21 protein-coding genes are annotated in these 24208 nt (G+C 60.5%); 9 read left to right on the forward strand and 12 right to left on the reverse strand.

Going from position 1 to position 24208, the window contains the following annotated elements; genetic code table 11:
• Positions 1–35: 35 nt before the first annotated feature.
• Complete coding sequence (locus QB905_RS06960) at positions 36–899, reverse strand: alpha/beta fold hydrolase (RefSeq protein ID WP_282973918.1); 864 nt, start codon at positions 897–899, stop codon at positions 36–38.
• A gap of 162 nt (positions 900–1061) precedes the next feature.
• Entirely contained in the window at positions 1062–1271 is a 210-nt protein-coding gene (locus QB905_RS06965; protein ID WP_282973920.1) for a hypothetical protein, read from the reverse strand.
• A gap of 184 nt (positions 1272–1455) precedes the next feature.
• On the opposite strand from QB905_RS06965, the gene QB905_RS06970 reads away from it, so the two are divergent.
• From QB905_RS06970 to QB905_RS06980, 3 genes are all read left to right on the forward strand, one after another.
• Positions 1456–2568: a heavy metal-binding domain-containing protein gene (locus QB905_RS06970; protein ID WP_282973922.1), complete on the forward strand. Its 1113-nt coding sequence runs from the start codon at positions 1456–1458 to the stop codon at positions 2566–2568.
• Between the two features lie 131 nt (positions 2569–2699).
• The gene (locus tag QB905_RS06975; RefSeq protein WP_282973924.1) at positions 2700–3446 is read left to right on the forward strand and encodes a LuxR family transcriptional regulator; all 747 of its coding nucleotides are present in this window, start codon (positions 2700–2702) and stop codon (positions 3444–3446) included.
• Between the two features lie 169 nt (positions 3447–3615).
• Positions 3616–4245, forward strand: coding sequence for an SOS response-associated peptidase (locus QB905_RS06980; RefSeq protein WP_282973925.1), 630 nt, complete (start codon positions 3616–3618; stop codon positions 4243–4245).
• 110 nt (positions 4246–4355) lie between these two features.
• Here the strand turns inward: QB905_RS06980 and QB905_RS06985 are convergent, their stop codons facing one another.
• From QB905_RS06985 to QB905_RS06995, 3 genes are all read right to left on the reverse strand, one after another.
• Entirely contained in the window at positions 4356–5054 is a 699-nt protein-coding gene (locus QB905_RS06985; protein ID WP_282973927.1) for a glutathione binding-like protein, read from the reverse strand.
• A 56-nt stretch (positions 5055–5110) separates the two neighbouring features.
• On the reverse strand, positions 5111–6913 hold the full coding sequence (locus QB905_RS06990; RefSeq protein ID WP_282973929.1) for a chloride channel protein: 1803 nt from the start codon (positions 6911–6913) through the stop codon (positions 5111–5113).
• Between the two features lie 107 nt (positions 6914–7020).
• Positions 7021–7173, reverse strand: a complete 153-nt coding sequence (locus tag QB905_RS06995) for a hypothetical protein (protein ID WP_282973930.1) — start codon at positions 7171–7173, stop codon at positions 7021–7023.
• A gap of 384 nt (positions 7174–7557) precedes the next feature.
• Here QB905_RS06995 and QB905_RS07000 point away from each other — a divergent pair, with 384 nt between their 5' ends.
• On the forward strand, positions 7558–8382 hold the full coding sequence (locus tag QB905_RS07000) for a kinase (RefSeq protein WP_282973931.1): 825 nt from the start codon (positions 7558–7560) through the stop codon (positions 8380–8382).
• On the opposite strand, the gene QB905_RS07005 is transcribed toward QB905_RS07000, so the two are convergent.
• The 5 genes from QB905_RS07005 to QB905_RS07025 all read right to left on the reverse strand — a co-directional run bounded on the left by QB905_RS07005 (position 8373) and on the right by QB905_RS07025 (position 16447).
• A complete protein-coding gene (locus QB905_RS07005) occupies positions 8373–8720 on the reverse strand; it encodes an L-rhamnose mutarotase (RefSeq protein ID WP_282973932.1) in 348 nt (115 codons plus the stop codon). The two genes, QB905_RS07000 and QB905_RS07005, sit on opposite strands and share 10 nt — an antisense overlap.
• A gap of 62 nt (positions 8721–8782) precedes the next feature.
• Complete coding sequence (locus tag QB905_RS07010; protein ID WP_282973933.1) at positions 8783–11059, reverse strand: glycoside hydrolase family 31 protein; 2277 nt, start codon at positions 11057–11059, stop codon at positions 8783–8785.
• 132 nt (positions 11060–11191) lie between these two features.
• The gene (locus QB905_RS07015) at positions 11192–12769 is read right to left on the reverse strand and encodes an alpha-L-fucosidase (RefSeq protein WP_282973934.1); all 1578 of its coding nucleotides are present in this window, start codon (positions 12767–12769) and stop codon (positions 11192–11194) included.
• Positions 12770–12804: 35 nt separating this feature from the next.
• Positions 12805–14862, reverse strand: coding sequence for a beta-galactosidase (locus QB905_RS07020; RefSeq protein WP_282973935.1), 2058 nt, complete (start codon positions 14860–14862; stop codon positions 12805–12807).
• Between the two features lie 487 nt (positions 14863–15349).
• Positions 15350–16447, reverse strand: a complete 1098-nt coding sequence (locus tag QB905_RS07025; protein ID WP_282973936.1) for a zinc-binding alcohol dehydrogenase family protein — start codon at positions 16445–16447, stop codon at positions 15350–15352.
• A gap of 230 nt (positions 16448–16677) precedes the next feature.
• Between QB905_RS07025 and QB905_RS07030 the strand changes: the two genes are divergently transcribed.
• Positions 16678–17454: an IclR family transcriptional regulator gene (locus QB905_RS07030; RefSeq protein ID WP_282973937.1), complete on the forward strand. Its 777-nt coding sequence runs from the start codon at positions 16678–16680 to the stop codon at positions 17452–17454.
• Between the two features lie 89 nt (positions 17455–17543).
• Here the strand turns inward: QB905_RS07030 and QB905_RS07035 are convergent, their stop codons facing one another.
• Together QB905_RS07035 and QB905_RS07040 are read right to left on the reverse strand one after the other, a co-directional pair.
• Complete coding sequence (locus QB905_RS07035; protein WP_282973938.1) at positions 17544–17756, reverse strand: YgaP family membrane protein; 213 nt, start codon at positions 17754–17756, stop codon at positions 17544–17546.
• Positions 17753–19051, reverse strand: a complete 1299-nt coding sequence (locus tag QB905_RS07040; protein ID WP_282973939.1) for an NAD(P)/FAD-dependent oxidoreductase — start codon at positions 19049–19051, stop codon at positions 17753–17755. The genes QB905_RS07035 and QB905_RS07040 overlap by 4 nt, the downstream gene beginning before the upstream one ends.
• Before the next feature lie 141 nt (positions 19052–19192).
• On the opposite strand from QB905_RS07040, the gene QB905_RS07045 reads away from it, so the two are divergent.
• Genes QB905_RS07045 through QB905_RS07060 form a run of 4 tightly spaced genes read left to right on the forward strand, consistent with a single transcriptional unit; the run spans position 19193 to position 24167 of the window.
• Complete coding sequence (locus tag QB905_RS07045; RefSeq protein WP_282973940.1) at positions 19193–19519, forward strand: rhodanese-like domain-containing protein; 327 nt, start codon at positions 19193–19195, stop codon at positions 19517–19519.
• Between the two features lie 33 nt (positions 19520–19552).
• Positions 19553–20578 carry an efflux RND transporter periplasmic adaptor subunit gene (locus QB905_RS07050; protein ID WP_282973941.1) on the forward strand — a complete coding sequence of 342 codons (1026 nt, stop codon included), beginning with the start codon at positions 19553–19555 and terminating at the stop codon, positions 20576–20578.
• Positions 20575–23865, forward strand: a complete 3291-nt coding sequence (locus QB905_RS07055; protein WP_282973942.1) for an efflux RND transporter permease subunit — start codon at positions 20575–20577, stop codon at positions 23863–23865. Before QB905_RS07050 ends, QB905_RS07055 begins: the two co-directional genes overlap by 4 nt.
• Positions 23862–24167: an ArsR/SmtB family transcription factor gene (locus QB905_RS07060; protein ID WP_282973943.1), complete on the forward strand. Its 306-nt coding sequence runs from the start codon at positions 23862–23864 to the stop codon at positions 24165–24167. The genes QB905_RS07055 and QB905_RS07060 overlap by 4 nt, the downstream gene beginning before the upstream one ends.
• Positions 24168–24208 lie beyond the last annotated feature (41 nt).

A 24208-nucleotide genomic window follows, 5' to 3' on the forward strand; every position in this document is an offset into this window, starting at 1 on the left:
AGCACACGTCATCATGCTCTCGCTATCAAGCCGCCTCACACCCGCCCCGCCATCGCCTGCAAAAACCCGTCAATCGCCGCCACGGCCACCGGTTCGTCGAGCATCGGCGCATGGCCGCGTCCGGGCACTGTGACGGCTTGCAGATCGGGATGGCGCGCCTGCATCGCCTCAAAGGTCTGCGGCGATAACAGATCAGATAATTCGCCCCGGATCGCCAGCACCGGCACGGCCTGCATCTTATCCCACAGGCCCCACATGTCGGGCGGAGCCGCGCCATCATCGGCAGCCTGAAACGGTTTGGCAATATCGGGATCATAGGCGGGCGCAGGCCCCTGCGGCGTATCGCGGTAGGTGCGATGCGCAAAGGCCAGCCAGTCGGCCTCATTGTAGTCCGGGAAGGCCACCTCATTGACGAGTCGCGTGCGCTCGGCGGCGTGCACCCAGTCACGCACCGGCCCGCCCTTGCCCGTATAGGTCTTGATGCGTTCCAGCCCCGCCGGATCGAGTTCGGGGCCGACATCATTCAAGACCACACCGATCACCATCGGCGCGGCCAGATTGGCCATCAGCATGGCCATGATGCCGCCCATCGAGGTGCCGATAATCACGCAGCGCGGAAGGCCCAGCTCGCCGAGCAAACCGAACACATCCCCGACATAGACAAGCGGCTGATAGTTAAGCGGCTCGGGGTCGTTATCCGACAGGCCGCGCCCGCGCATATCAGGCACAATCACCCGATAATGTGGTGACAGATGCGCCGCCAGGGCTTCAAAATCGGCGCTGTTGCGCGTCAGCCCATGCAGACACAGAACAGGCATCCCCTCGCCGCCATAATCACGCGCATAAAGGGTCAGGCGCGCATCGGCGCTGGCATAGCGGATGTCGGTATAGGCCGTCATGAGGGTCTCCGGGCTTTGCGCAGACCATAGCGGCTTACAACGGTAACGCCTAGAGCAACGAGCGTTTCATTTGACTTACAAATTGAATGCGAGATGCGGAAAAACGTAAAATGTAGAGTGGGTTGCATGCCTTTGCCCGATTCAATCAGAATGCAAACCGCTCTAGCCCTGCTGACCGCCCAGTACACCGCTGAACACCAGAAGCGTATAGCTGCCGATGGCCAGCAGCGCCACCACCAGCAAAACCAGTCCCATCTTGTTGTCCTCGCTCATCGGCATCCGCGAGCGTAAAGGCCGATTTTGCTGCGGCACCGGCTCACCGCGTTCCGGTCGCCGGTCATGGCGTGCAGCGCCATTCGGGTCAAAAGGCATATAGTTTCTCCATCATGCCCCCCCCAGCATCGCTTACCACCTTAACATCGGGCGAATAAGTTTCGTCAGCGGACAGAGCAAAGGCTCATAAAAAAGCGGTAAAGCTGCCCGCGATTCCCGTTGACAGGGCGGCAAAAGCGGCAGCACCCTGCGCCGATAAAACCATCCCTACAGGAGCAGGATCATGGCCAGCGTCACCGGTTTATCGGGCAACGAAATCTACTGCATGGCGCTGAAAGGTTTTAAGCCCGGCGAACTGGTGGTGGGCAACAGCGTCAATTCGATGGGCTTCTTAGGCTCGATCGGCGCAGGATTGAATAATATGCTGGGCGGCGAAATCCCGCAGGTGACGCAGATCATTCAGGATGGCCGGATGCACGCCTTCAACCGCATGGCCGCCGAAGCGGAAACGCACGGCGCATCGGGCGTGGCCGGGGTGTCAGGAAATCTGCGCGGCCTGTCCGGCAATACCGAATTCCTGTTTGTCGGCTCCTGCGTCAAGGGCCCTTCCGGTCGCTTCTTCACCTCGGCGGGCGATGCGCAGGAACTGTATTGCCATATGGATGCGGGCTACAAACCGATCCACCACGTCTTTGGCAATATCGCCTATTCGATGGGGGTGGGCGGCGGCATCCTGGGCGCGCTCAAGCAACTGGCGCGCGGCGAAATCTCGGAATATTCCGACATTTTCAACAAGACCCGCCACAAGGCGCTGGAACGGATCAGCGCCGCTGCCGCCGCCGATGGAGCCAATGCCGTGCTGGGCATTCGCACCACGGTTTTGCCGTGGATGGGCACGCATGAAATGGTGATGACGGGCACGGCCATGCACCATCCGGGCTTGCCTTCGGGTCAGGTGGCCACGTCCGATCTGACCGGCGAAGAACTGTGGTCGATGGCCAGTTTGGGCTATGCGCCGGTCAAGCTTCTGATGTCCACCTCCATCTATTCGCTCGGCATGGTGGGCGGCATCTTCTCGGCGCTGAAATCGCTGGCGCGCGGTGAAATTTCCGAACTGACGACGCTGGTACACGATGCACGCGAACACTGCATCGAACGGCTGAAACGCGAAGCCGATTCGCTGGGTGCCGAAGAGGTGGTCGGCGTCAAAACCTATATTATCGAAATCGGTCAGGGCCTGATCGAATTCATGGCCATCGGCACGGCGGTGAAGCCCACATCCGGCATGGGCGTGGCCACGCAGATGCTGCCCAGTCAGGCGGTTGTGCGCGACCGCGACACCTGGATCGACGGCGATTCCGGCTTTTCGCTGCTGCGCCAGACCGAGGCCAGCTAACGGGCTTCGCGCCTGACCCACGGCAGGAAGGCGGCGGATAAGTTGATCAAGTTTGGTAAATTGACGGCGACGACTGTAACGGGACATGTTACAAAGGCGACATCCAAATAAGGCCGCCCATCCCTGCCCTCATGCTTGATCGTACCCAGTTTTATCGCTTCGAAGATTTCATCACGGATACCGCCTATGCGCGTTCGGGTGATGAACTGTTCGCTCTTTTGCAAAAGGCTGTGGGGCAATATGGCTATGACCGGCTGATCTTTTCCGTGCCTTTTGACCGCGACCTGCCGCCGGAACTGAACAAATCGGGCCTCTACACCACCTATCCCGACGACTGGACGCGCGAATATATCGAAAAAGACTATGCCCGGCTCGATCCGGTGCTGCGCGCCGGCGGAACCCACGCCTACGCCTTCACCTGGCAGGAGCTGGAAGATAGCGACTCGATCAGCGACAGCCAGATCCGCTTCATGCGCACCGCCGCCGAAGCGGGGCTTCATTCGGGCATTGGCGTGCCCATCCGTGGCGAACGCGCCCTGGTGGCAGGGGTCGGTCTGGCCTCTTCCGAGCCTCAGGATGGCGCGGCCGCCCATCTCGACCTGATCAACGCCCTGTGCAACCAGTTTTATGTCGCCTTCAAGCGCCTGCACGGCCATCGCCTGCCGCCGAAGCCGGAGGTCGGCTATCTGTCGCCACGCGAGCGCGAAATCCTGAGCTGGATCGCGGCGGGCAAGACCGACGACGATACGGCCACCATTATGGGCATCAGCCGCAATACGGTCGATACCCATATTCGCAGCATCTTCCGCAAGCTCGACGCAGGCAACCGCGTCACCGCCGTGGTCAAGGGCATTATGCAGGGCCATATCCAGCCATGATCGCCGCCCCTCACGGATTCTCGTGATGGCAGGCGGGCGCATGATATGGTTTTGTCATCCTGTGTTGTTACAACACGATTCCAATAGCAAAATCCTGTTTTTAGCCTCTCAGGATTTGCACCGGGGGGTGCATTGGAACCGAGTTGTCCGCACATAAGGAGCAACACTTATGTGCGGACAGTTCGATGCGCTGACACAGCTTTCTCTTCTGAAAAATATCGTCGCCCTGCGCGAAGCCGTGCGTGACGACGGGGCCTTGCCGCAACGTATCGTCCCGACCGGCGGCGCGCCGATCCTGATTGAAAATCCTGAAACCGGCGCCATCGAGCAGATACCGGCGCGCTTTGGCCTGATCCCGTCATGGTATCGCGGCGCGCTGGCTGAGTGGAAGGCCTCCACCTTCAATGCCCGCCTTGAGGAAGCCTCGATCAAGCCGGTGTTTAAAGGCGCATGGCGCTATCGCCGCTGCATTGTGCCCGCCACTGCTTTTTACGAATGGTCTGGCCCTAAATCCGCCCGGCGCAGATGGCGCGTCACCCGCGCCGACAACCAGCCGCTCGCTTTTGCCGGCTTATGGGACGAGGCCTATCTGGCGGAAGGCGAAATCTGGAGCTTCGCCATACTGACGCGCGGCGCGGGCTCCGACATGCAGGCGATCCACGACCGCGAGCCGGTGGTTCTGCCACCCGAAGACTGGACACCTTGGCTGAAGCGCCAGCCGGTGGACTTACGCGCCCGCGCCGCCTTACGCCCTGTGTGCGAAGACTCTTCGCAAGAAATAACAGGCAGCCTGTTATAGCCGCGCACCGCAACTGAAAGCGGCACAACCCTCCTCCCCATTTATGGGGAGGTGCCGACGCCGTCGGCGGAGGGGTATGACTGGCCAGATAACTAAGCCTTGCCAGATAGCTAAGCCTTAGTCGAAGCCGCCGTCTGACCAAACAACACCTTGCGGGTGTCTTCATTGGGTGGCTCATTACGGATGTTCGCGCCCTTTTCATAGGCGCGCACCGTGGCCGGACGCGCGGCAATTTCCTCGAACCAGCGCTTCAGATGCGGAAAATCCTCCAGCTTCTGGCCTTGCCGCTCATAGGGCACGATCCACGGATAGCTGGCCATGTCGGCGATGCTGTAATCGGCCCCACCGAGATAGGCATGACCCGCCAGACGGCGGTCCATCACGCCATAAAGCCGATTGGTTTCATTGACATAACGATGGATGGCATAGGGGATTTTTTCCGGCGCATACTGGCTGAAATGGTGGTTCTGACCGGCCATTGGCCCCAGCCCGCCCACCTGCCAGAACAGCCATTCCATCACAGCTTTGCGGCCACGCACATCGGCGGGCAGGAAGCGTCCGGTCTTTTCGGCGAGGTAGGTCAGGATCGCGCCCGATTCAAACACCGTGATCGCCTCGCCGCCATCGGCGGGCGCGCGGTCGATGATGGCGGGCATCCGGTTATTGGGTGAAAAAGCGAGAAAGTCCGGCCTGAACTGATCGCCCGCGCCGATATTGACCGGATGTATCGCGTAATCGAGCCCCGCCTCTTCCAGCAACATCGTGATCTTATGGCCATTAGGGGTAGGCCAGTAATAGAGTTCGATCATGGCAGGGCTCCTGTATGTTATGCCGTGGACATGGGGACGGCCGGAGCGATGCGCAATCAGTTTTCGCCAAAGAAATCACGCTGCGAGCGTTCCAGTTCTTCGGCATAGCGCCGCGTCACATATTTTTCGGTGAGGATACCGAGCAGCTTGTGATCTTCACCGACCACGGCCAGATCATCGACACCGAAATGCTCGAAGACGCGCTGGATGGCGGCAATGTCCATATCGGGCCGCACATAGACCTCGGTCTGGCGGGCAATCTGGCTGGCGGGCGTATCGGCCTCGACCTGTTCGCCATAGGCTTCGGCGGTCAGTACCAGACCGCGATAATCACCGGCCTCATTGACCAGCAGCACGCGGCTGGTGGAGCCAAGCGGCACCTGTTCGCGCAAGGCCCCGATGCTGATCGTATCCGGCAATGTGGTGTGGTTCTTGCGCAGCAACTGCATGGCGGTCAGCGAGCGCACCCAGCCGATGTCGCGCGCATTGCGGACGGCCTCGCCGCGCAGGTGCAGCCGCCAGGTCGAGAAGGAATAGCCGAAACGTTCGCGCATAATGGCGCTGGAGCACAAAGCCGCCGTCACCACCGCCGCCGTCAGGGCGAAATCGTGGGTCACTTCCAGCACCAGCAGCGACATGGTCATCGGCCCGCCGACAATCGCCACGGCCAGGGCCGCCATGCCGACCAGGGCCGAATTGGTGACATCCAGTCCGGCGGCAGGCCAGAGATGATTGACGATCAGCGCGAAGGCCGCGCCGAGCAGCGAGCCCAGAAACAGCGAAGCGAAAAACAGACCGCCGCGAAATCCGAAGGCCAGGGACAAAACCGAGCCGCACATTTTTAGTACGAAAACCGCTAACAGGGTGGCGACGGACGAAGACTGGGCCAGAAAATACTGCATGGCCCCATGACCGGACGACAGGGCCTGCGGGGCCACGAAAGCGACCGGCATCAGGCAGATACCGCCGACCAGCGGCCGCCACACATCGCCAATCGGCAGGCGGCGCACCAAAGCCTCGGCGCTGCCGACCAGCCGGATGATCATGATACCTGCCCCGGCGCAGATCACGCCGAGCAGGGCGAACAGCAGATAGCCGGATAAGGCGATGTCGCGCCCCATCGTGCTGGCGATGACGAACGGCTCACTATTCATCAACTGGGCCGCCACCACCGCCGACAGAGACGCCGCCGCCACAGGGGCCAGTGCGGCGGGCGTATAGCCGCCCAGCACGATCTCAAACGCATAAAAACTGCCGGCCAGCGGCGCATTGAAGGCCGCGCCGATGGCCGCACCCGCCCCTGCCCCCACCAGGGTGCGCAAAGACGCGCGCTTGAGATCGAGCCACTGGCCGATTTTTGACGCCAGGCCGCCGCCCATCTGGGCATAGGCCGCTTCCAGCCCGACCGAGCCGCCAAAGCCATTGGAGATCAGGGTTTGCAGCGACACAATCAGGCTGTCACGCAAAGGAATGCGACCGCCATACAGGGCATTGGCCTCGATCACGTCGATCGGCGAACGGGTACGACGCGGCCAGATCAGCCGGACAAGGCCGAGCACCAGTCCGCCCAGCGGCAGGGCCAGCAAATGCCAGGGCTTGATACGCTCAAGCGCGCTCAGGCGCAGGTCGGAGGTGAAACCATACAGCAAGGACTGTAAGGCGTGGGCGGTGTGGCTGAGCAGGGCCGCCATCACCCCCGCCGCCAGACCAATGGCAGCGGCCAGCACGATGAACCAGACTTCCGAGCCCTGCAAATGGCGCTTGAACAGGGCCACGCCGCGCAGCACCGGCCGCTTGACCGCCTTACCCAGCAGCAGATCGTTGAGGTGTGGACTTACATTCTGACCAAACAGCGACATGAGGTGCCCCGCCTACGCGCATCACGCAGGCACAAAAGAGATTCTTCAGCAAAAGCTTAGGCTTCCCACATGGCATTGTGAAGACAATTCGCGCCGTTCGTGTGGTTTCAGTAAGCCAGTCTGGCCCTGACCGTCACCTTGGCCGCGTCAAAGGCCGATGTGTCGCGGCGCACCTGCGAGATCAGCGCCGCGCCTCGATCAGCCCGCAGCGCCCAGCATATTCCTGTGCGGTGCGCATAGCCAGACCGCGCCTGCACCATATCAATACTTAGAGCGCCAATCCGATCCAGTCGATCGGAACACACGCTAGAGCAACGAGCGTTTAATTTGACTTACAAATTGAATGCGAGATGCGGAAAAACGTAAAATGTAGAGCGGGTTGCCTGCCTTTGACCGATTCAATCAGAATGCTAACCGCTCTAATGCCACACTTGAGGCCCGCACGGCTATGGGCGATAAGGTGGTGGCCACTCTCGACCATTTCTTCACCGGAGAGGCAGTGATCAACCGGCTTGTTTAGATTGCTGCTCGATCTGATAGACTCAGATCGGCGCTCTAAGTTTTTGTTTTATCGCTCTTCCTTATCCAAAAAGCGGATCCACTTTTTGGGGGAAACGCTCTAAACTCCTGTAAGAAGACTCAGCATGACCGGACTTCTGCTGCCCGCCCTGACCGCTGACGTGACGCAGAGGCTGAAAACCGGCGGCGCGCGCCCCCTGTTCATCGGCCTGTGCGGCGCGCAGGGCTCCGGCAAGACGACGGTGACCAAGGCGCTCGGGGGCTCGCTCCGCCGCGACGGCTGGCGTGTGGCGACGCTTTCCCTCGATGATCTGTATCTGACGCACGCCGCACGCCAGCGATTGTCGCGGGATGTACATCCTCTGCTGGCGACGCGCGGCCCGCCGGGCACGCATGATCTGGCCCTGGCCCAATCGGTTTTCGACGGTCTGGCGGCGGGTCGGGCCACGCGCCTGCCGGTTTTTGACAAGGCTATGGACGACAGGCGGCCGTCATCGGAATGGAAACGGGTGGATGGCGCGTGCGATGTCGTGCTGTTCGAAGGCTGGTGTGTGGGGGCGCGGTCGCAGGCTGCGGCCGATCTCGAAACGCCGATCAATGATCTCGAAAAGCGCGAAGACCCGGATGGCCTGTGGCGGCGTTACGTCAATCAGGCGCTGGCCGGAGCCTATCAGGATCTTTTCGCCAGGCTCGACATGCGTATTCTGCTGGCGGCCCCTGATTTCAGCATCGTCGCCCGGTGGCGCACCGAACAGGAACACGCCCTGCGCCGCCACGCGCAGACGGGGACGCATATCATGTCCGATGCCGAAGTAGCGCGTTTTATCCAGTATTATGAGCGGCTGACCCGGCATATTCTGCACGAAATGCCGCACCGCGCCGATCTGGTGGTGTGGCTCGATGCGGCGCGCCAGCCGCTGCGCCTCACCCGCAATCCGCCTCAGGGCTGAGCGCTGAGCGCATATATCTTCTCCAGCCGGACCCATTTTTCACCGGGCGCGGCAAAGGGCAGCGCCTGCTGAAATTGCCACATCAGCGTTTCCCAGGCCTGCACTTGCGGATCGTCGCTTTCCGACTGGTTCTTGCCACTGTGGTCAAAATCGGGGCCGGGCGTCAGCACCATGACCATGCGATTGCCGGTCAGGAATATTTCCAGCTCGGCAATGCCCGCCTCGCGGATGGCGCGCGTCACCGCCTCGGGCGGCTTGCCCGGCTGGTGCCACGCCTTGTAGCTTTCGATTTTCGCAGGATCGTCTTTCAGATCGAGAATATAGTAGATCGGTTCCATATCGCACCCTGTCTGTCGGATAGATCGTGGGGCGTTCATCACGTCCCTCTATTGAAATAGCCTTACCGGCACTCCGTCAGGGAGACGGTTTGCGCCTTGCCATCATACCGGATCAGGCGTCCGCCCTTATCGAGCTTACACGTGACGCGCAAGGCAAGCTGCAAAGCCATGCCCGTATACTGGCCCTGACGCGCGCCCAGTGTCAGTGTGTGCGCGGCATTGTCCCAGTGCATGGCGATAGTGGCGTACTGGCCTTTTTGGTAACCATAGCCGTCGCCCGCATCATCATACCAGGTGAAGTCGCCATCCCGGCCCGGAAAGACGCGCAGTTCGGTCGGGGCCTTGCTCGGCGCATCGGCATAGGGCTTGACCGGCCCCAGTGGCAGGATGCTGCCCGCGCGCGCATAGAGCGGAATGTGGGCGAGCGGCGTCGCCGCCGCTACGGTCTGGCCGCCCGCCTGCCGCACGCCCGTCCAGACGTCGTACCAGTCGCCGCTGCCCGGCAAATAGACATTGCGCGTCTTGACGCCCGCCTCCAGCACCGGCGCGACCAGCAGCGTCTTGCCGAACATATATTCATCCGTCACGGTCAAGGCCTTGGGATCGCTGCGGAAATCGAAGGCCAGGGCCCGCATCATCGTGCCCTGATGCGCCGTCACGTCCCACGAGGTCGCATAGATATAGGGCAAAAGGCGATAGCGCAGCTTGACATCATCGATCAGGATTTTCTGCGTCGCCGGATCAAATGTCCATATCTCCTTGCCATTGCCCGCGCCGTGGATGCGGAACATCGGATTGAAGACGCCGAACTGATGCCAGCGGATGAACAGCTCGGCATAGGACGGGTCTTTCGCCTGATCGGGGCTGAAGAAGCCGCCAATATCGGCCGACCAGTAAGGAATGCCGCTCATCGAGAAATTCAGCGCCGCCGGTATCTGATTGCGCAGCGTCTGCCAACTGGCATGGGTGTCGCCCGACCAGGTGACGACGCCGTTGCGCTGCTGACCGGCATAGGCCGAGCGTGACAGGATGAAGACGCGCTTGTCGGGCTGGTCACGCAGCATACCGTCATGCACGGCTGTCGTGTGCATCAGCGGAAAAGCGTTATTGACCTCAATGCCCGGCCCGGCGGCGGTAGCGATCTCGCGCATCTCGCCCTTGGTGCCGCCCAGTTCGGCCTCGTCGCCATCCAGCCACCAGCCGTCGAAGCCAAAGACGCCGAGGCGGCTCATGATCTGATGCCAGTAGATGTCGCGGCCTTTCGGGTTCCAGGCGTCATACCAGCGCCCCCAGCCGGGCGGATAGACATTGGGATAGACACCGGGCAGAACCGCACCCGCCTTCTCGAGTTCGGCCAGCGTATCCGTGCCGAGATCAAAACGCGGCCACACCGAGATAATGGTGTGGACGTGCATATCGTGGATGGCCTGCACCATCGCCTTCGGATCGGGATAACGCGCCGGATCCATGCGCTGCGCGCCCCACTGGCCCGCCTGCCAGTATTGCCAGTCCTGCACCACGGCGTCGATCGGCACGCCCATCTGGCGGTAGCGCGCCGGGATCGAGATCAGTTCGGCCTGCGTGGCGTAGTGCTCCTTCGATTGCCACATGCCCCAGGTCCAGCGCGCCATCATCGGCGCATCACCTGTCAGCCAGCGATAGCCTGCGATGATGTCGTGAACTTCCGGCCCGGCAATGAAGTCGTAATCGATCCCCGGTCCGGTTTCGTTGCGTATCTCCAGCGGCGGCTTGCCTGCCACGCCGACATCGACATCCATGACCGAGGCGTTGTTCCACAACAGGCCGAAACCCAGCGGCGACACCATCATCGGCACGCCGACATCGGTATTGGCCTGTTGCAGATGAACCGTGGCACCGGTGTAATCGAGCAAACCGTTCTGGTGCTGGCCCAGGCCATAGATCGGTGTTTTCGTCAGGAAATCCTGCGTCGCGCCAAGGCCGGTATCGCGGTCGCCTTCCTGCAACAGCAGGTGATGTGACGTGTCGTAAAAACGGGTGCGCGCCGTCGCCTTATCGACCTCAATGCTGAGATCAGCCGTGGTCAGGACATAGGCCATGCCGGTATCGCTGACCTGAAAGGCCACCTTTGACGGCATGGCGATCACGGCGGGATTATAATTACCGGAAAAGCCGGGCGCGCCGAAGGTGACGTGAATAATCTTGCTGCTCCACGGATCGAGGCGCAGCACGCCCTTTTCCGTTGACAGGGCCAGCCCCGTATCCGAAGCCAGCCGCGCCTTGACCACATCGGCATGGGCCTGGACTCCGGCCAGAAGCGCCAGCGCGAAAACGACGTTGGCGATTTTCAGGTGCCGCATGGTTTCCTCCCGAGAGCAACGAGCATGTAATTTGACTTAAAAATTGAATGCGAGATGCGGAAAAACGTCAAATGTAGAGCGGGTTGCATGCCTTTGACCGATTCAATCAGAATGCAGACCGCTCTAGCCAGGTCAGGCCTTGAAGCTGATTTTGAAGGCGCTTGAATGGCGCGTGGGCAGGCTGGCCGGCAGATCAATCTGCAGGGCGGCGTCCGTCTGGCGAAATTTCAGAGGCTTGTCTGCGCCCAGCAGGTGGACGCTGCGCACGGCGCGTTTCTCATGGCCCGCCTTGCGGCCCAGCGCGGCGATAGATACCCTGCCGCTGGCTTCGCCGAGCGTGATGGCATAGAGGTCGCTGCCCTTGGTGGTGAAGCGGATGTCCTGCGGCGTGTAGTCGTCGCCCTCATGGAAGGCCCCGCCCGCGGCTTCGGTCGGGCCCTCGCCATAGATAACCCACGGACGGGTATCGTGGATCGCCTCGGCATTGACCTTCATCCACGCCGCCAGTTCATCAAGCAGGGTCTGCGATTCCGGCGGCAGGCTGCCATCGGCGTACAGCACCACATTGAGCAAAAGATTGCCGTTCTTGCTGACAATGTCGGTCAGCATGTGGATGACTTCGGGGGCGGTCTTGTAGGTGAAGTTGTCGCTGTAGAACCAGTCGCCGTTCGAGGTATCGGTCTGCCAGGGCAGCGGATTGATGCCCTTCAGCACGCCGCGCTCGACATCCTGCACGCAGGCGTCGGGATAGAATTCGCCCGAGCCGAGCGCCTTGCAATTATAGACGGCCTGCACCCGGCCCGCCTCAACGCTCTGATTATAGAGGTGAGCCACCAGCGAACGCCCGACCACACCGAACGGAATGCCGCCGTCGGAATAGAGCAGATCGGGCTTATAGGAATCGACCAGATCATGGATGCGGTTGAACCACATCTGATGATAGGCCGGATCGGTGGTGTACCAGGTTGCAGCGTCGCCCTTATAGGGCTCGTCGGTATTGTGATGATAGAGATCGGCATATTTGGGATCGGCGCCATCGTAATTGACGCCCAGTTTCGGCCAGAACTGATCATAGAGATGGCTGGGATACCACCAGTTATGGCTGGCACCCAGATGCTCTGACACGCCAAAGCGTAAGCCGCGTTTGCGCGCGGCTCTTGCCCATTCGCCGACCACATCGCGCTTCGGCCCCATAGCCACCGCGTTCCAGCGGTGGGTTTTGGAGTTCCACAGATCGAAATTGTCGTGGTGGACGCCCATGCTGACAAAGTATTTCGCACCGGCGGCAACATACTTGTCCATCAGGGCTTCGGGGTCGAATTTCTCGGCCGTCCACAACGGGATGATGTCCTTATAGCCAAATTGCGACGGATGGCCGTAGGTCTTGAGGTGGTGGTCATAGTCGGGATGGCCGGGCACATACATGAAGCGCGCGTACCAGTCGCCCTGGCGCGGCACGGCCTGCGGCCCCCAGTGCGCCCAGATGCCGAACTTGGCGTTACGGAACCAGTCGGGCGCCTGATAGGTTTCCAGTGATGCCGCCGTCGGCTTGAACGGGCCCGGGGCGATCGGCAACTGATAGTCGGGCGCAGGCGCAGGCTTGCATTCGCCGTCCGTCTGCGCCGCCGCGCTGGCCGCACCGGCCACGCCCAGACCAAGCGCCGCCACCAGCGGCATACCGAGAAGATTTCGCTTATTGATGTCAACCATGTTCCTGTCCCTGTTTCTTGTTTTGAAGTTAATCCCTATTGCAGCAGATCGACGCCGTCCTTGTCGAGGTGCAGCGTTCCGTGCCAGGTCTTGCCGGACAGCAGGCCCTTTTTATCACCATCGACAGGCACATCCTTCGCGCTGCCGCTGGCATTGACATAGAGCGTCCGGCCATCGACCACGCGCGCATAGACACCTTCGGGCGTCTTCGGGCCGGGGACGATGCTGAGCTGACTGTAAAGGCTGCGATACAGGGCCTGCAACATGGATGGATCGGCCATAGCCGCAACATAGATGGCCTGACCCTTGCCAAATTTATTGACCGTAACGGCAGGCGGCGTGCCGTCGAGATTGGAGAAGCGCGCTATCACCTTCGCCGTTGAGGGTTCGAGAATCTCATAGAAGGTATTGGTCGTGGCGAATTCGGTATCGCCGATCTTGCCCTTGAGCGGCCCGCTATTGCGGTAGAATTCGTTGGTTTTCAGACCGAACACATCGCTGAGGCGGCCCGGCAAAGGCGTATCGAACCACTGGTTATGCTCATCCACCTTGGCCGACTGCGCGGTCATGATCACCGTGCCGCCATTCTGGATATAGGCGCGCAGATGGTCGGCCGAAGCCTTGTCCATCAGGTAATCACCGGCCACCACCACCAGCTTGTAGGGGCTCAGGTCTTCGTGGCCGACATTGATGACGGCGGTGTCGATATTATCGTTAAAGATCGGCGCAAAGGCATTATGCTCCTGATCCAGATAGGGCATGGCGATATATTGCTTGACCGTATTGGACGGGCTGACAGGCGTGGTGGCGATGGCGGTGTCAAAGGAATAGGCGAAGGCCACCTGCGGGTCGAGCTTTCTGGGGAAGCCCATCTTTTCCATCGTCTTGAATTCCGAAGCGATCTGGCCCCACTCACCCAGCTTCCATGACGGCGTATTATCGTGATCGACCAGTCCGAACAGGGCCTGTTCTTCACCGCCCAGATGGCTGTTGAAGGTCCAGGCGAGAAAGCCTTGTCCGCCATTGATCAGGCCGAAATAGGCCAGCATCCGCGAATAGCCCTTCGCACCATAAAAGCCGCCGCCGCCCGCCTGAAATTCGTTAAACCAGCTCGGCGTCTGAAGCGCGCCCTTCATCCACATAGTCTCGAAAGCACCGCTGATCGGGTCACCGGCATAATAGCCGAAGGCGCCGTAACTGACATAGTCACGATAGGATGACAGATAGTCAAAGCCCTTGCGGCCAGCACCCGGCCACAGGTTCGAAATGGCGGGCTTGTCGGGCACATTCTTTTCGCGGATCGCTTCGAGATCCTTCAGATCATTCACGGTTACGTCCGACCAGAAGCGATGCAGATCGAGATAGCGCTCGAACGGCCCCGGCCCGTCGCCATAGGGCAGGCGCACCTCGTCCCAGTTGTCGATGCGCCGCGACCAGTTCTGGGTGGCCCAGACCTTGTTCAGCGTATCGAGATTTCCGTAACGATTTTTCAGCCAGACGATAAAACGCTGGCGGTCGGCTTCCGACCACGACATGAAGCCATTGCCGATCTCATTATCGAAACCGATGGCCAGCAAGGCCGGATGGTCGGCATAATGTTTGGTCAGCGTGTCGGCAAAATCCTTGACCAGGCGCTGGTAGTCGGGATCGCTGATGTCATCCATATAGCGCTCGGCCGGATAGAGGGTCGTGCCGTTCTGCGCCACCAGATTGACGCCGGGATATTTATAATGCAGCCAGATCGGCGCGGGCAGGCCTGAAATATCGAGAATGACCTTGATACCCGCCGCGTTCATCTGATCCATGACGGAATCGAAAGCCTTGAAGGTATAGGCGCCCTCGGCGGGCTCGAAATAGTCCCATGACAGGTCGCCCATGCGCACGACTTTGAAACCGGCCTTCTTCATCAGGGCAATATCGTTGCGGATTTCTTCAGGCGAGCGATCAACCGGCTGATAACAGGCTCCGACGAAAAGCTGGCCTGCGCCCGGCCAGTCGGGATGACCGGCGGCGGAGGCATCGGCATAGGCCGCACCAGCGGTCATGGCCATTACTGTGGCCGCCGCACCCAGAAGAAGGGCTTTCAAACACATATCCGTTTTCCTGCCTGTTCGTTACAGGGATTCCCCTTTCGGCGGCAGCCTCAGGCTTCGCCGGGAGAAGACACCCCGCTTTAGCTTTGCGCATATTCCAATCTGTACCTTCGAGCCTTGCGCATTTGGCCCGGCGCACATCGTCACCGCAGGTTTGTCATAAATCTACCGGAGGGCATAACAAGCCTGTAAAACATTTTGGCAAATTTGAATCCTCTACGCCCTCGGACAAAGGCTTCAAAAAAGAAAGCTCCTTGCGCTGCGATGACAAGGAGCTTCAGTGAGGTCGAGCTCGTCGCATCACCCAGGAAGGAATGAGCGGCGCACGGGTAACAGCCAATTTTCACGTCAGTGTCGCAGTCAGCGAAAACTCGGGTTGGCATTATGATAGTGCCGTAAAATTTCAGACTTGAAAAGCCATATATGGAATAAATTTTTACTTGTAGCATAAAAATTGTTCCACGCCTCGCCCGCCCTCACCTGGGAATCAACACTCCACCACGGCCTTGATGACGCCCGCATCGGGACTGGCCCAGGCGGGCATGGCTTTAGGCATATCCGCGAGCCGCGTGCGGTGGGTGATGAGCGCACTGACGGGCACTTTTCGATCGCGTATAGCCTGCACCACGGCTTCGAAATCGGCCACGGTGGCGTTGCGACTGCCCATCAGCGTCGTTTCGCGCTTGTGGAATTCCGGGTCGCTGAAGGTCAGGCTGGCCGCCACCACGGAAATCAGCACATAGCTGCCGCCATGACCGACATAGTGAAACCCTTTCTCCATCGCCGCTGGCGCGCCGGTGGCGTCAAACACGGTATCAAAAAATTCGCCGTCCGTCGCTTCGGCCAGCCGCGCATCGAGGCCGTCATCCACCACGAAGGCGCGATCAACGCCTAAGTGCTCTCGGCAAAAGGCCAGTCGCTCAGGCCGGGTATCCACAACAGTGACGTGCGCGCCTGACAGCTTGGCAAACAGCGCCGTGGCGATGCCGATCGGGCCTACCCCCACGACCAGAACGCGCTTGCCCTGCCCCCCGCCGACCAGACCCTCGCCAATCAGGCCCTCGCCAATCAGCCCCGAACGGCGCACGGCATGACGACCGATCGCCAGAAATTCGATCAGGGCGGCGCTGTCGAGGTCAAGCCCTTCGCAGCGAAAGACAAACGCTTCCGGCACCGCCAGATATTCGGCCATGCCGCCGTCACGATGCACGCCCAGAACCTGAATATTCATGCAGCAATTGGTCTTGCCCGTTTTGCAGGCGCGGCAATGACCGCACGACAGATAGGGCATGATATAGACAATATCGCCGGGGCGAAGCGCGCTCTGCGCATCGGCTTCGGCCACCTGCCCGGACAGTTCGTGGCCCATGACGCGCGGATATTGCAGATAAGGCTGGCGCCCGGCAAAAATATGCATGTCCGTGCCGCACACGCCGACACGCCTGACCCGCACCAGAACCTCGCCGGGGGCGCGCACCGGCCTGGCTCTTTTTTCGAGCGCCAGTTCCCAGGGTTTGACGCACACCAGCACATCCATGATGTCCGCGTCCAGGTCTGCAACTGCGTCCGATTCCGGCATGGTCATCGCTTCCTTCCCCCTGTTGAGAATTTTCAAGTTTTATGACCCCCTATGGCCCTACATTTTTTTAGTGCCACATGCAAAAGTATATTTTATCTACGGCCAATTTGCGCACTTTTGCCTGTGAAATTATATATTTCACCACGGGCCGCGCCCTGCTATGTATGGAAAAAATGCATCATCAGCACAAAGATGAACAGGCCGACCCACACGGGATCAGGCCATGAAAGCCAACCATGACGTCAAAAGCTAAAACCGCAACAGGCGCAAAATCGAAATCGCCGGTCTATTCGGCCCCTGCCCTGGAAAAGGGCTTCCGGGTCATCGAACTGCTGGCCGAACATCCTGGCGGATTAAGCATTTCGGAAATCGCCCAGGGCCTTGGCCTGTCGATGAGCGAGATTTTCCGTATGATCATGGTGATGGAGCAGATGGCCTGGCTCAAGCGCGGCGATGGCGACCGCTACCGGGTGACCACCAAGGTGCTCGATCTGGCCTTCAAAGCCACGCCCGCCGAAGAACTGGTGCACGCCGCCGTGCCGCATATGCGCGAACTGTCACGAGCGATTGAACAATCCTGCCATCTCGTCATCCGCGAAGGTGAGCGCGCCCTCGTCGTGGCCAATCAGCAGACCTTGGGGCCGACGGGCTTTTCCGTGCGCGTCGGCGCGATCCTGCAACTGGAAGCGACCTGCTCCGGCCATGTGCTCCTGGCCTTCAACGCGCTCGACAACGGCATGTTGCCTGCCGCGGTCGAGCGGGCGGGCGCCACGCAGGACGCCCTGCACCGTGTGCGCTCGCGTGGCTTTGAGATGATGAAAAGCGTGCGCACACTGGGCGTAACCGACATCAGCTTCCCGATCTATGCCGGCAGCGGCTACGCCCTGGCGGCACTCACCGTTCCCTTCCTGCAACTGATCGACGGCACCCAGACGGTCGATAAGGTCATGGCGCGCCTGCATTTGCAGGAAACCGCCCGAAAAATTTCCACCGATCTCGCAGGTGTCCGCTAGAGCAACGCGCGTTTTATTTGACTTATAAATTGAATGCGCGATGCGGAAAAACATAAAATGGAGAGCGGGTTGCGGAAATCCGGCCGTGCCTAAGGTCGGGATCGTGCCTCTGCGGCGGACTTCAGCCCCATAGCTTTAAAGACCATCGCCGCCGGACAGAATTTGGTGAAGGCGAACTGGAACAGATTCGCCCCCACAAAGACGGTCAGCCAGACGAAATAGGGGCTGACCCAGTAGGTCAGGGCCACGCTCAGCAGGGTCATAAAGCCCGCAAAGGCAAAAACGGCGCGCTCAATAGTCATGATGACTTCTCCTCTTTCAGCTTGTGTGCGCCCATCAGGTCGAGCGCCATCTTCTCGAAAAACATCTCGCTCTTACCGGCCTTGACCTTGCCGATGAAGTAGCTCTCAAATGCGGCTTTCGCCATGTGAACCCACTTGCCGGAGGCTGACCAGTTGATGTTGCGCGGCGGAATCTGCGGCTGGGCAAAGAAGGCCACGCCACCATCACCGAAATCGGCCAGGCAGATGGCGTTCCAGGTGGCTTCGTGGGTCGCCGCCTTTCCAGCCAGAATATCGCGGATATTGTGCGCAATGGCCGTACACATCGATTCGATCATGAAGCCGGTCTTGGGCACGCCCACCGGCACGGCCGTCTTGCCCGTCGGCGGAATGGCGACGCAGACGCCGAGGCCGAAAATGTTCGGGAAGGTCGGGTTCTGCTGATGTTTGTCGATCAGGATAAAACCGCGCGGATTGGTAAGTCCCTCAATGCCGCGCACCGCTTCGACACCGCGAAAAGCGGGCAGCATCATCGAAAAGCCGAACGGCAGTTCATGATCGGCCTTGTGCGCGCCGTCTTCGCTTAGTTCCTCGACGAACATCTTGCCGGGCTCGATCTTTGCCACCCTGGCATTGGTGATCCACTTGATATGGCGGTTGCGCATTTCCGATTCGAGCAGGCCCTTCGTGTCGCCCACCCCATCGAGGCCGAGATGGCCGACATAGGGCTCTGAGGTCACAAAGGTCATGGGCACGCGGTCGCGCACCTTTCTTTTCCTCAGTTCGGTATCGACGATCATGGCGAATTCATAGGCCGGGCCGAAACACGACGCGCCCTGCACGGCACCGATAATCACCGGCTGCGGGCTGGCCGCCAGAGCATCAAACGCTTTGGCCGCCTCGACCGCGTGATCAACATGGCAGACCGATGAGGTGAAGCCCTCCGGCCCCAGACCTTCAATCTCGTCAAAGGCCAGTTCCGGCCCGGTGGCGATGACCAGATAATCATAGGCCAGTACCGTGTCGTCGGTGAGGATCAGGCGGTTTTGGGCGGGCTCGATCTTTTTGGCGCCATTTGCATAAAGGCCGATGCCTTTTTTGCGCAGCACGGGCTCAAGCCTGACCTCGATGGCTTCACGGGTGCGCCAGCTCACCGCTACCCACGGATTGGACGGCACAAAATGATAGATGTCGCCCTTGTTGACGACGATGACCTCGGCCTTGTCGCCGACCGCTTCCCTGATTTCAAAAGCGGCGATGGTGCCGCCCAGGCCCGCGCCCAGGATGACGATACGGGGTTTCAGTTCCTTGTCCATATGGCTTCCTCCAAAACCGGCTATGCTCTGCCCGCCATTTTACCAACGGACAGGAATGCGTCTTGACCTTGCATTTGCGTTATCTTATATTCGTATTATCGAATTTGTAAATGATCTTTTTGCCATCGCGGAGTCCAGACCATGTTCAATATGTTCACTGTCAAAAATCTCAGCCCCGCCGAAGTTAAGGCCGGGCTGGATCAGGGCGGGATCGTGCTCGTTGATGTGCGCGAGCCATCTGAGCACAATGCCGAGCGTATCAAGGGCGCGATCAATGTGCCTCTGTCAAAACTCGACAGCGCGAAGCTGCCCGATGCCGAAGGCAAGATGCTGGTGATGCAATGCGCAGGTGGCGTGCGTTCAGCCAAGGCGGTCGGCATATGCCGCAAGCGCGGGCTGAAGGTCGATCACCATCTGGCGGGCGGCATAGGCGCCTGGAAGGCCAGCGGCCTGCCCACGGTCCGGTAACTAGCTCATCCTATACACCTTCAGGAAATCCGCATGGTACGGTTCAAAACCTCACTTATCGTCCTGGCCTTTGCCGCGTCCGGCATAGGCCTGTCTGCCTGCGGTCACAAGGAGGAGGTGACGCAGGTCAAGGCCTTCCGGGGCGAAACGCTTCAGGTCGAGCCGAAGCTGATCGAGGATGTCAAACCGGTAGCGGCAACCCTGACCACACGCCAGATGGGTGAGGCCACGGCGCGGGTGTCGGGCATTCTGACATCGCTGAAGGTGCGCGAAGGCGATATGGTGACCAAAGGCCAGGTGATCGGTTTCGTAACCGATCAGAGGCTCAATCTGCAAACCGGTGCCTATAATGCGGCCACCTCTGCCGCCGAAGCCCAGGCCAGTCTGGCGCGTGCGGCGCTTAGCCGCACCCAGACGCTGTTCGACAAGGGCATCTATGCCCAGGCCAAGCTCGATCAGGACAAGGCCGCTGCCGAAGCCGCCGAGGCCAATGTCAGGGCGGCGCGCGCCCAGGCCTCGGCCAGCGGTGAAGGCGCTCGGCAAGGCGCTATTCTGGCCCCGGCGTCCGGACGGGTGATCCACGCCACCGTGCCTGTCGGTTCGGTCGTTATGGCCGGTCAGTCGGTGGCCACCATCACCGCCGGCAACCGCGTGGTGCGGCTTGAACTGCCCGAAGCGCAAAGCAGCGCACTGACGCAAGGTCAGTCCGTCTCGCTCGATGCCGGTGGCGTCCGGGCCACGGGCGTGATCAGCGAAATCTACCCTTCCGTCACCGCCGGACAGGTGGTGGCCGATATGACCGCGCCGGGCCTCGATCAGGTCGTGATCGGCCAGACGGTGACGGCCTTTATCGGCGTCGGCCAGCGCACCGCCATCGTCGTGCCGAAGCGTTTCGTCACCACGCGCTATGGCCTCGACTATGTTCGCCTCGTTGAAAAGAATGGCGCGCTGATGGAAACTATGGTTCAGACCGCCCCCACCGGTGACCCGGATGAGATCGAGATTCTGGGCGGGGTATCGGCCGGTGACAAGATTGCGGCCTATGGAGCGGGGCAATGAGTGAAGACAACGGGAGCCAGCCCTCACATGAAAAAAAGCTGGGCCTTTCCGGCCGCCTGACCAAGGCGACTTTGCGCTCACCCCTGACGCCTCTGTTTCTGATCGTCGCCATACTGGTGGGCCTGCTGGCCGTCATGTCGATCCCGCGCGAGGAAGAGCCGCAGATCAGCGTGCCGATGATCGACATCTCCGTCGCCGCACCGGGCATGAAGGCGGTCGATGCCGAGCAACTGATCGCCAAACCGCTCGAAACCATCGTCAAGAGCATCAATGATGTCGATCATGTCTATAGCTTCATCGACGACGACAAGGTGCTGGTGACGGCGCGCTTCAAGGTCGGCACCGACCCCGATAATGCCGCCATCCGCGTTCAGGAAAAACTGAGCGCCAATATGGATCGCCTGCCGGTGGGCATAGCCCCGCCGCTGGTGCAGACGCGCGGCATCAATGATGTGCCCGCCATGATCATCACCCTGTCGCCGAAGCCCGGCACGGGCAATGAACTTAATGACACGGCGCTGTATAATCTGGCCGAAAAGTTGCGCGGCGAACTGGCCAAGGTCGAGAATGTCGGCCTGACCTTTATCGTCGGCGGACGCCCCGAAGAAATCCGCATCGAGCCCGATGCCGCCGCCATGACCGCCCACGGCGTATCGCTCGATGCCCTGATGAATGCCGTCAAGGGCGCCAATACCAGCTTCCCGGCCGGTTCCATTCGCCAGAACGCCGAGGCCGTCAGCGTCACGGCAGGCCAGACCCTGCAAACCGCCACCGATGTCGGCATGATCACCGTGCCCTCGGTCACCGGCGATACGGTGCTTGTCCGCGATGTCGCCACCGTGGTTCAGGCCCCGCGCGAAGACCAGTCGCACGTCTTTCGCTATTCGCACCTCGCCAATGGCACCTGGGTGCAAACCCCGGCTGTCTCCCTGGCCATCGCCAAGCGCAAGGGCGCCAATGCGGTGGTTCTGTCAGGCGCGGTGCTGCAACGTGTCGAGAGCCTGAAGGGTTCGCTGATCCCCGATAATGTGCAGGTATCGGTGACGCGCGACTATGGCCACAGCGCCAATGACAAGGCCAATGAACTGCTGTTCCACCTGGCCCTGGCCACGGTGTCGATCGTCATCCTGATCGGCTTTACCATCGGCTGGCGCGAGGCAGGCGTGACCGCCGTGGTCATCCCGACCACCATCCTGCTCACCATGTTCGCCTCATATCTGATGGGCTATACGATCAACCGCGTCAGTCTGTTCGCCCTGATCTTTTCCATCGGCATACTGGTGGACGACGCCATCGTCATGATCGAGAACATCTCACGCCACTGGGGCATGAATGATGGCCGGTCGCGGTTCGACGCCACGGTCGATGCGGTGGCCGAGGTCGGCAACCCGACCGTCATCGCCACCCTGACCGTGGTGGCCGCCCTTCTGCCCATGCTGTTTGTGTCGGGTCTGATGGGCCCCTATATGGCCCCCATTCCGGTCAATGCCTCAGCGGCCATGATCTTCTCCTTCTTCGTCGCGGTGATCCTGGCCCCGTGGCTGATGATCCGCTTTGCCCGCAAGACCCTGAAGGCTGGCGAGCACGCAGGCCATGCCCACGATCATGAAGGCTTTATCGGCGTCATCTATCGCCGCGTGGCCTCCAGCATCATCAAGGATAAAAAGAGCGCCGGGCTTTTTCTGGCCGCTGTCGGCATCGCCACCCTGCTGGCCTGCTCCGCCTTCTATTTCAAGGCGGTGACGGTCAAGCTTTTACCGTTCGACAACAAGTCCGAGCTTCAGGTGATTGCCGACCTGCCCAGGGGCACCTCGCTCGAAACCACCCAGCGCATCCTCAATCAGGCGGCGCAGATCACGACCCAGATGAAGGAGGTCGAGGCCATCGATTCCTATGCCGGCACCGCCGCGCCGTTTAATTTCAACGGTCTGGTGCGCCACTATTATTTTCGAACCAATCCCGAACAGGGTGATCTCAATATATTGCTGGCCCCCAAGGACAAAAGATCGCGCGAAAGCCACGCCATCGCCATCGACCTGCGCAACCGCCTGAAGGCGATTGCCCTGCCCGCCCACGGCGTGCTGAAGGTGGTCGAAGCGCCACCGGGGCCGCCGGTCATGGCCACCCTGCTGGCGGAAGTGTATGGCCCCGACGCCGCCACGCGCCGCACCGTGGCCGAAAAGATCAAGGCGATCTACAAGTCGATCCCCTATATTGTTGATGTCGATGACAGCTATGGGGTGGCCCCGCCGAAACTGGCGATTGTCACCAACCGTCACCGCCTCGAAGCGCTGAATGTTTCTGATGGGCAGGTCTATGCCTCATTGAGCGCCCTAATGAACGGCCAGGTGCTCGGCTATTCCGACCGGGGCGATGGCCGCGATCCGCTTGAAATCTCGCTGCGCCTGCCGCAGTCCGAGCGCACCTATGATCAGGCGCTGCAATCCATGCCGGTGGCCGCCTCCACCGGGCCTGCGGGCACGCGGCTGGTGTCGCTGGGCGAGGTAACGACCGCCACCCAGACCACCGGCTCCACCCATATCTATCGCCGCGATGGTCGCAATGTCGATATGATCATGGGCGAAATGGCCGGCAAATATGAAGCGCCGATCTACGGGATTCTGGCGGTGGATAAGGCGATCAAGAATGCCGACTGGGGCAAGCTGCCCACACCCGCCATCCGCCTGCATGGCCAGCCCGAAGACGAAAGCCACGCCACGGTTCTGTGGGACGGCGAATGGGAGATCACCTGGGTCACCTTCCGCGATATGGGTGCCGCCTTCGGCGTGGCCCTGCTCGGCATCTATGTGCTGGTGGTCGGCCAGTTCAAAAGCTTCAAACTGCCTCTGGTCATCCTGACGCCGGTGCCCCTGACCCTGATCGGCATTGTCATCGGTCATATGCTGTTTCACGCGCCGTTTACGGCCACATCGATGATTGGCTTTATTGCGCTGGCGGGGATCATTGTGCGAAACTCGATCCTGCTCGTCGATTTCATCCGTCATGCCGACAAGTATGACAGCGACGGCCATAAGCGCCCCTTGCAGGCCATCCTGCTCGATGCAGGTGCCACGCGCTTCAAGCCGATCCTGCTGACGGCCCTGGCGGCCATGATCGGGGCCAGTGTCATCCTGACCGATCCGATCTTTCAGGGTCTGGCCATTTCGCTGCTGTTCGGGCTTTTTTCCTCAACCCTTTTGACAGTGCTGGTCATTCCCGCCATCTATGTCGTCATGCGGGGTGATTCCACGGTGGGCGATTCGGCGAGTAAAGGCGTCAACTCATGAGGCAAGATACCTCCCCTATGGTGTTGGCGGCCAATGCTCAGAAGGCGACGCGCCTGCTGAAGCTGATGGCCAGCGAACAGCGCCTGATGATTCTGTGCAAGCTGAGCGACGGCGAGCAAAGCGCCGGTGAACTGACCGAACTGGTGGGCTTAAGCCAGGGCGCGGCCTCTCAGCACCTGCAAAAGATGCGCGCCGAGGGTCTGGTCGAAACGCGGCGCGACGCCCAGACCATCTATTACCGCCTGGACGACGACGCGGCCCGTCAGGTGATCGACCTGCTCTGCACCATCTACGGCAATTAGAGTTTCATGCACCTCGAAAGCATGACGAAACGGTTATAACT

The organism is Asticcacaulis sp. EMRT-3 (genome assembly GCF_030027245.1).
In the GTDB taxonomy this organism is placed as follows: domain Bacteria; phylum Pseudomonadota; class Alphaproteobacteria; order Caulobacterales; family Caulobacteraceae; genus Asticcacaulis.

What these genes read in the sequence shown, in the direction of transcription:
- QB905_RS06960 (WP_282973918.1), bottom strand. Translation starts at nt 899, where the DNA reads ATGACGGCCTATACCGACATCCGCTATGCCAGCGCCGATGCGCGCCTG.
- QB905_RS06965 (WP_282973920.1), bottom strand. Translation starts at nt 1,271, where the DNA reads ATGCCTTTTGACCCGAATGGCGCTGCACGCCATGACCGGCGACCGGAA.
- QB905_RS06970 (WP_282973922.1), top strand. Translation starts at nt 1,456, where the DNA reads ATGGCCAGCGTCACCGGTTTATCGGGCAACGAAATCTACTGCATGGCG.
- QB905_RS06975 (WP_282973924.1), top strand. Translation starts at nt 2,700, where the DNA reads ATGCTTGATCGTACCCAGTTTTATCGCTTCGAAGATTTCATCACGGAT.
- QB905_RS06980 (WP_282973925.1), top strand. Translation starts at nt 3,616, where the DNA reads ATGTGCGGACAGTTCGATGCGCTGACACAGCTTTCTCTTCTGAAAAAT.
- QB905_RS06985 (WP_282973927.1), bottom strand. Translation starts at nt 5,054, where the DNA reads ATGATCGAACTCTATTACTGGCCTACCCCTAATGGCCATAAGATCACG.
- QB905_RS06990 (WP_282973929.1), bottom strand. Translation starts at nt 6,913, where the DNA reads ATGTCGCTGTTTGGTCAGAATGTAAGTCCACACCTCAACGATCTGCTG.
- QB905_RS06995 (WP_282973930.1), bottom strand. Translation starts at nt 7,173, where the DNA reads ATGGTGCAGGCGCGGTCTGGCTATGCGCACCGCACAGGAATATGCTGG.
- QB905_RS07000 (WP_282973931.1), top strand. Translation starts at nt 7,558, where the DNA reads ATGACCGGACTTCTGCTGCCCGCCCTGACCGCTGACGTGACGCAGAGG.
- QB905_RS07005 (WP_282973932.1), bottom strand. Translation starts at nt 8,720, where the DNA reads ATGGAACCGATCTACTATATTCTCGATCTGAAAGACGATCCTGCGAAA.
- QB905_RS07010 (WP_282973933.1), bottom strand. Translation starts at nt 11,059, where the DNA reads ATGCGGCACCTGAAAATCGCCAACGTCGTTTTCGCGCTGGCGCTTCTG.
- QB905_RS07015 (WP_282973934.1), bottom strand. Translation starts at nt 12,769, where the DNA reads ATGGTTGACATCAATAAGCGAAATCTTCTCGGTATGCCGCTGGTGGCG.
- QB905_RS07020 (WP_282973935.1), bottom strand. Translation starts at nt 14,862, where the DNA reads ATGTGTTTGAAAGCCCTTCTTCTGGGTGCGGCGGCCACAGTAATGGCC.
- QB905_RS07025 (WP_282973936.1), bottom strand. Translation starts at nt 16,447, where the DNA reads ATGACCATGCCGGAATCGGACGCAGTTGCAGACCTGGACGCGGACATC.
- QB905_RS07030 (WP_282973937.1), top strand. Translation starts at nt 16,678, where the DNA reads ATGACGTCAAAAGCTAAAACCGCAACAGGCGCAAAATCGAAATCGCCG.
- QB905_RS07035 (WP_282973938.1), bottom strand. Translation starts at nt 17,756, where the DNA reads ATGACTATTGAGCGCGCCGTTTTTGCCTTTGCGGGCTTTATGACCCTG.
- QB905_RS07040 (WP_282973939.1), bottom strand. Translation starts at nt 19,051, where the DNA reads ATGGACAAGGAACTGAAACCCCGTATCGTCATCCTGGGCGCGGGCCTG.
- QB905_RS07045 (WP_282973940.1), top strand. Translation starts at nt 19,193, where the DNA reads ATGTTCAATATGTTCACTGTCAAAAATCTCAGCCCCGCCGAAGTTAAG.
- QB905_RS07050 (WP_282973941.1), top strand. Translation starts at nt 19,553, where the DNA reads ATGGTACGGTTCAAAACCTCACTTATCGTCCTGGCCTTTGCCGCGTCC.
- QB905_RS07055 (WP_282973942.1), top strand. Translation starts at nt 20,575, where the DNA reads ATGAGTGAAGACAACGGGAGCCAGCCCTCACATGAAAAAAAGCTGGGC.
- QB905_RS07060 (WP_282973943.1), top strand. Translation starts at nt 23,862, where the DNA reads ATGAGGCAAGATACCTCCCCTATGGTGTTGGCGGCCAATGCTCAGAAG.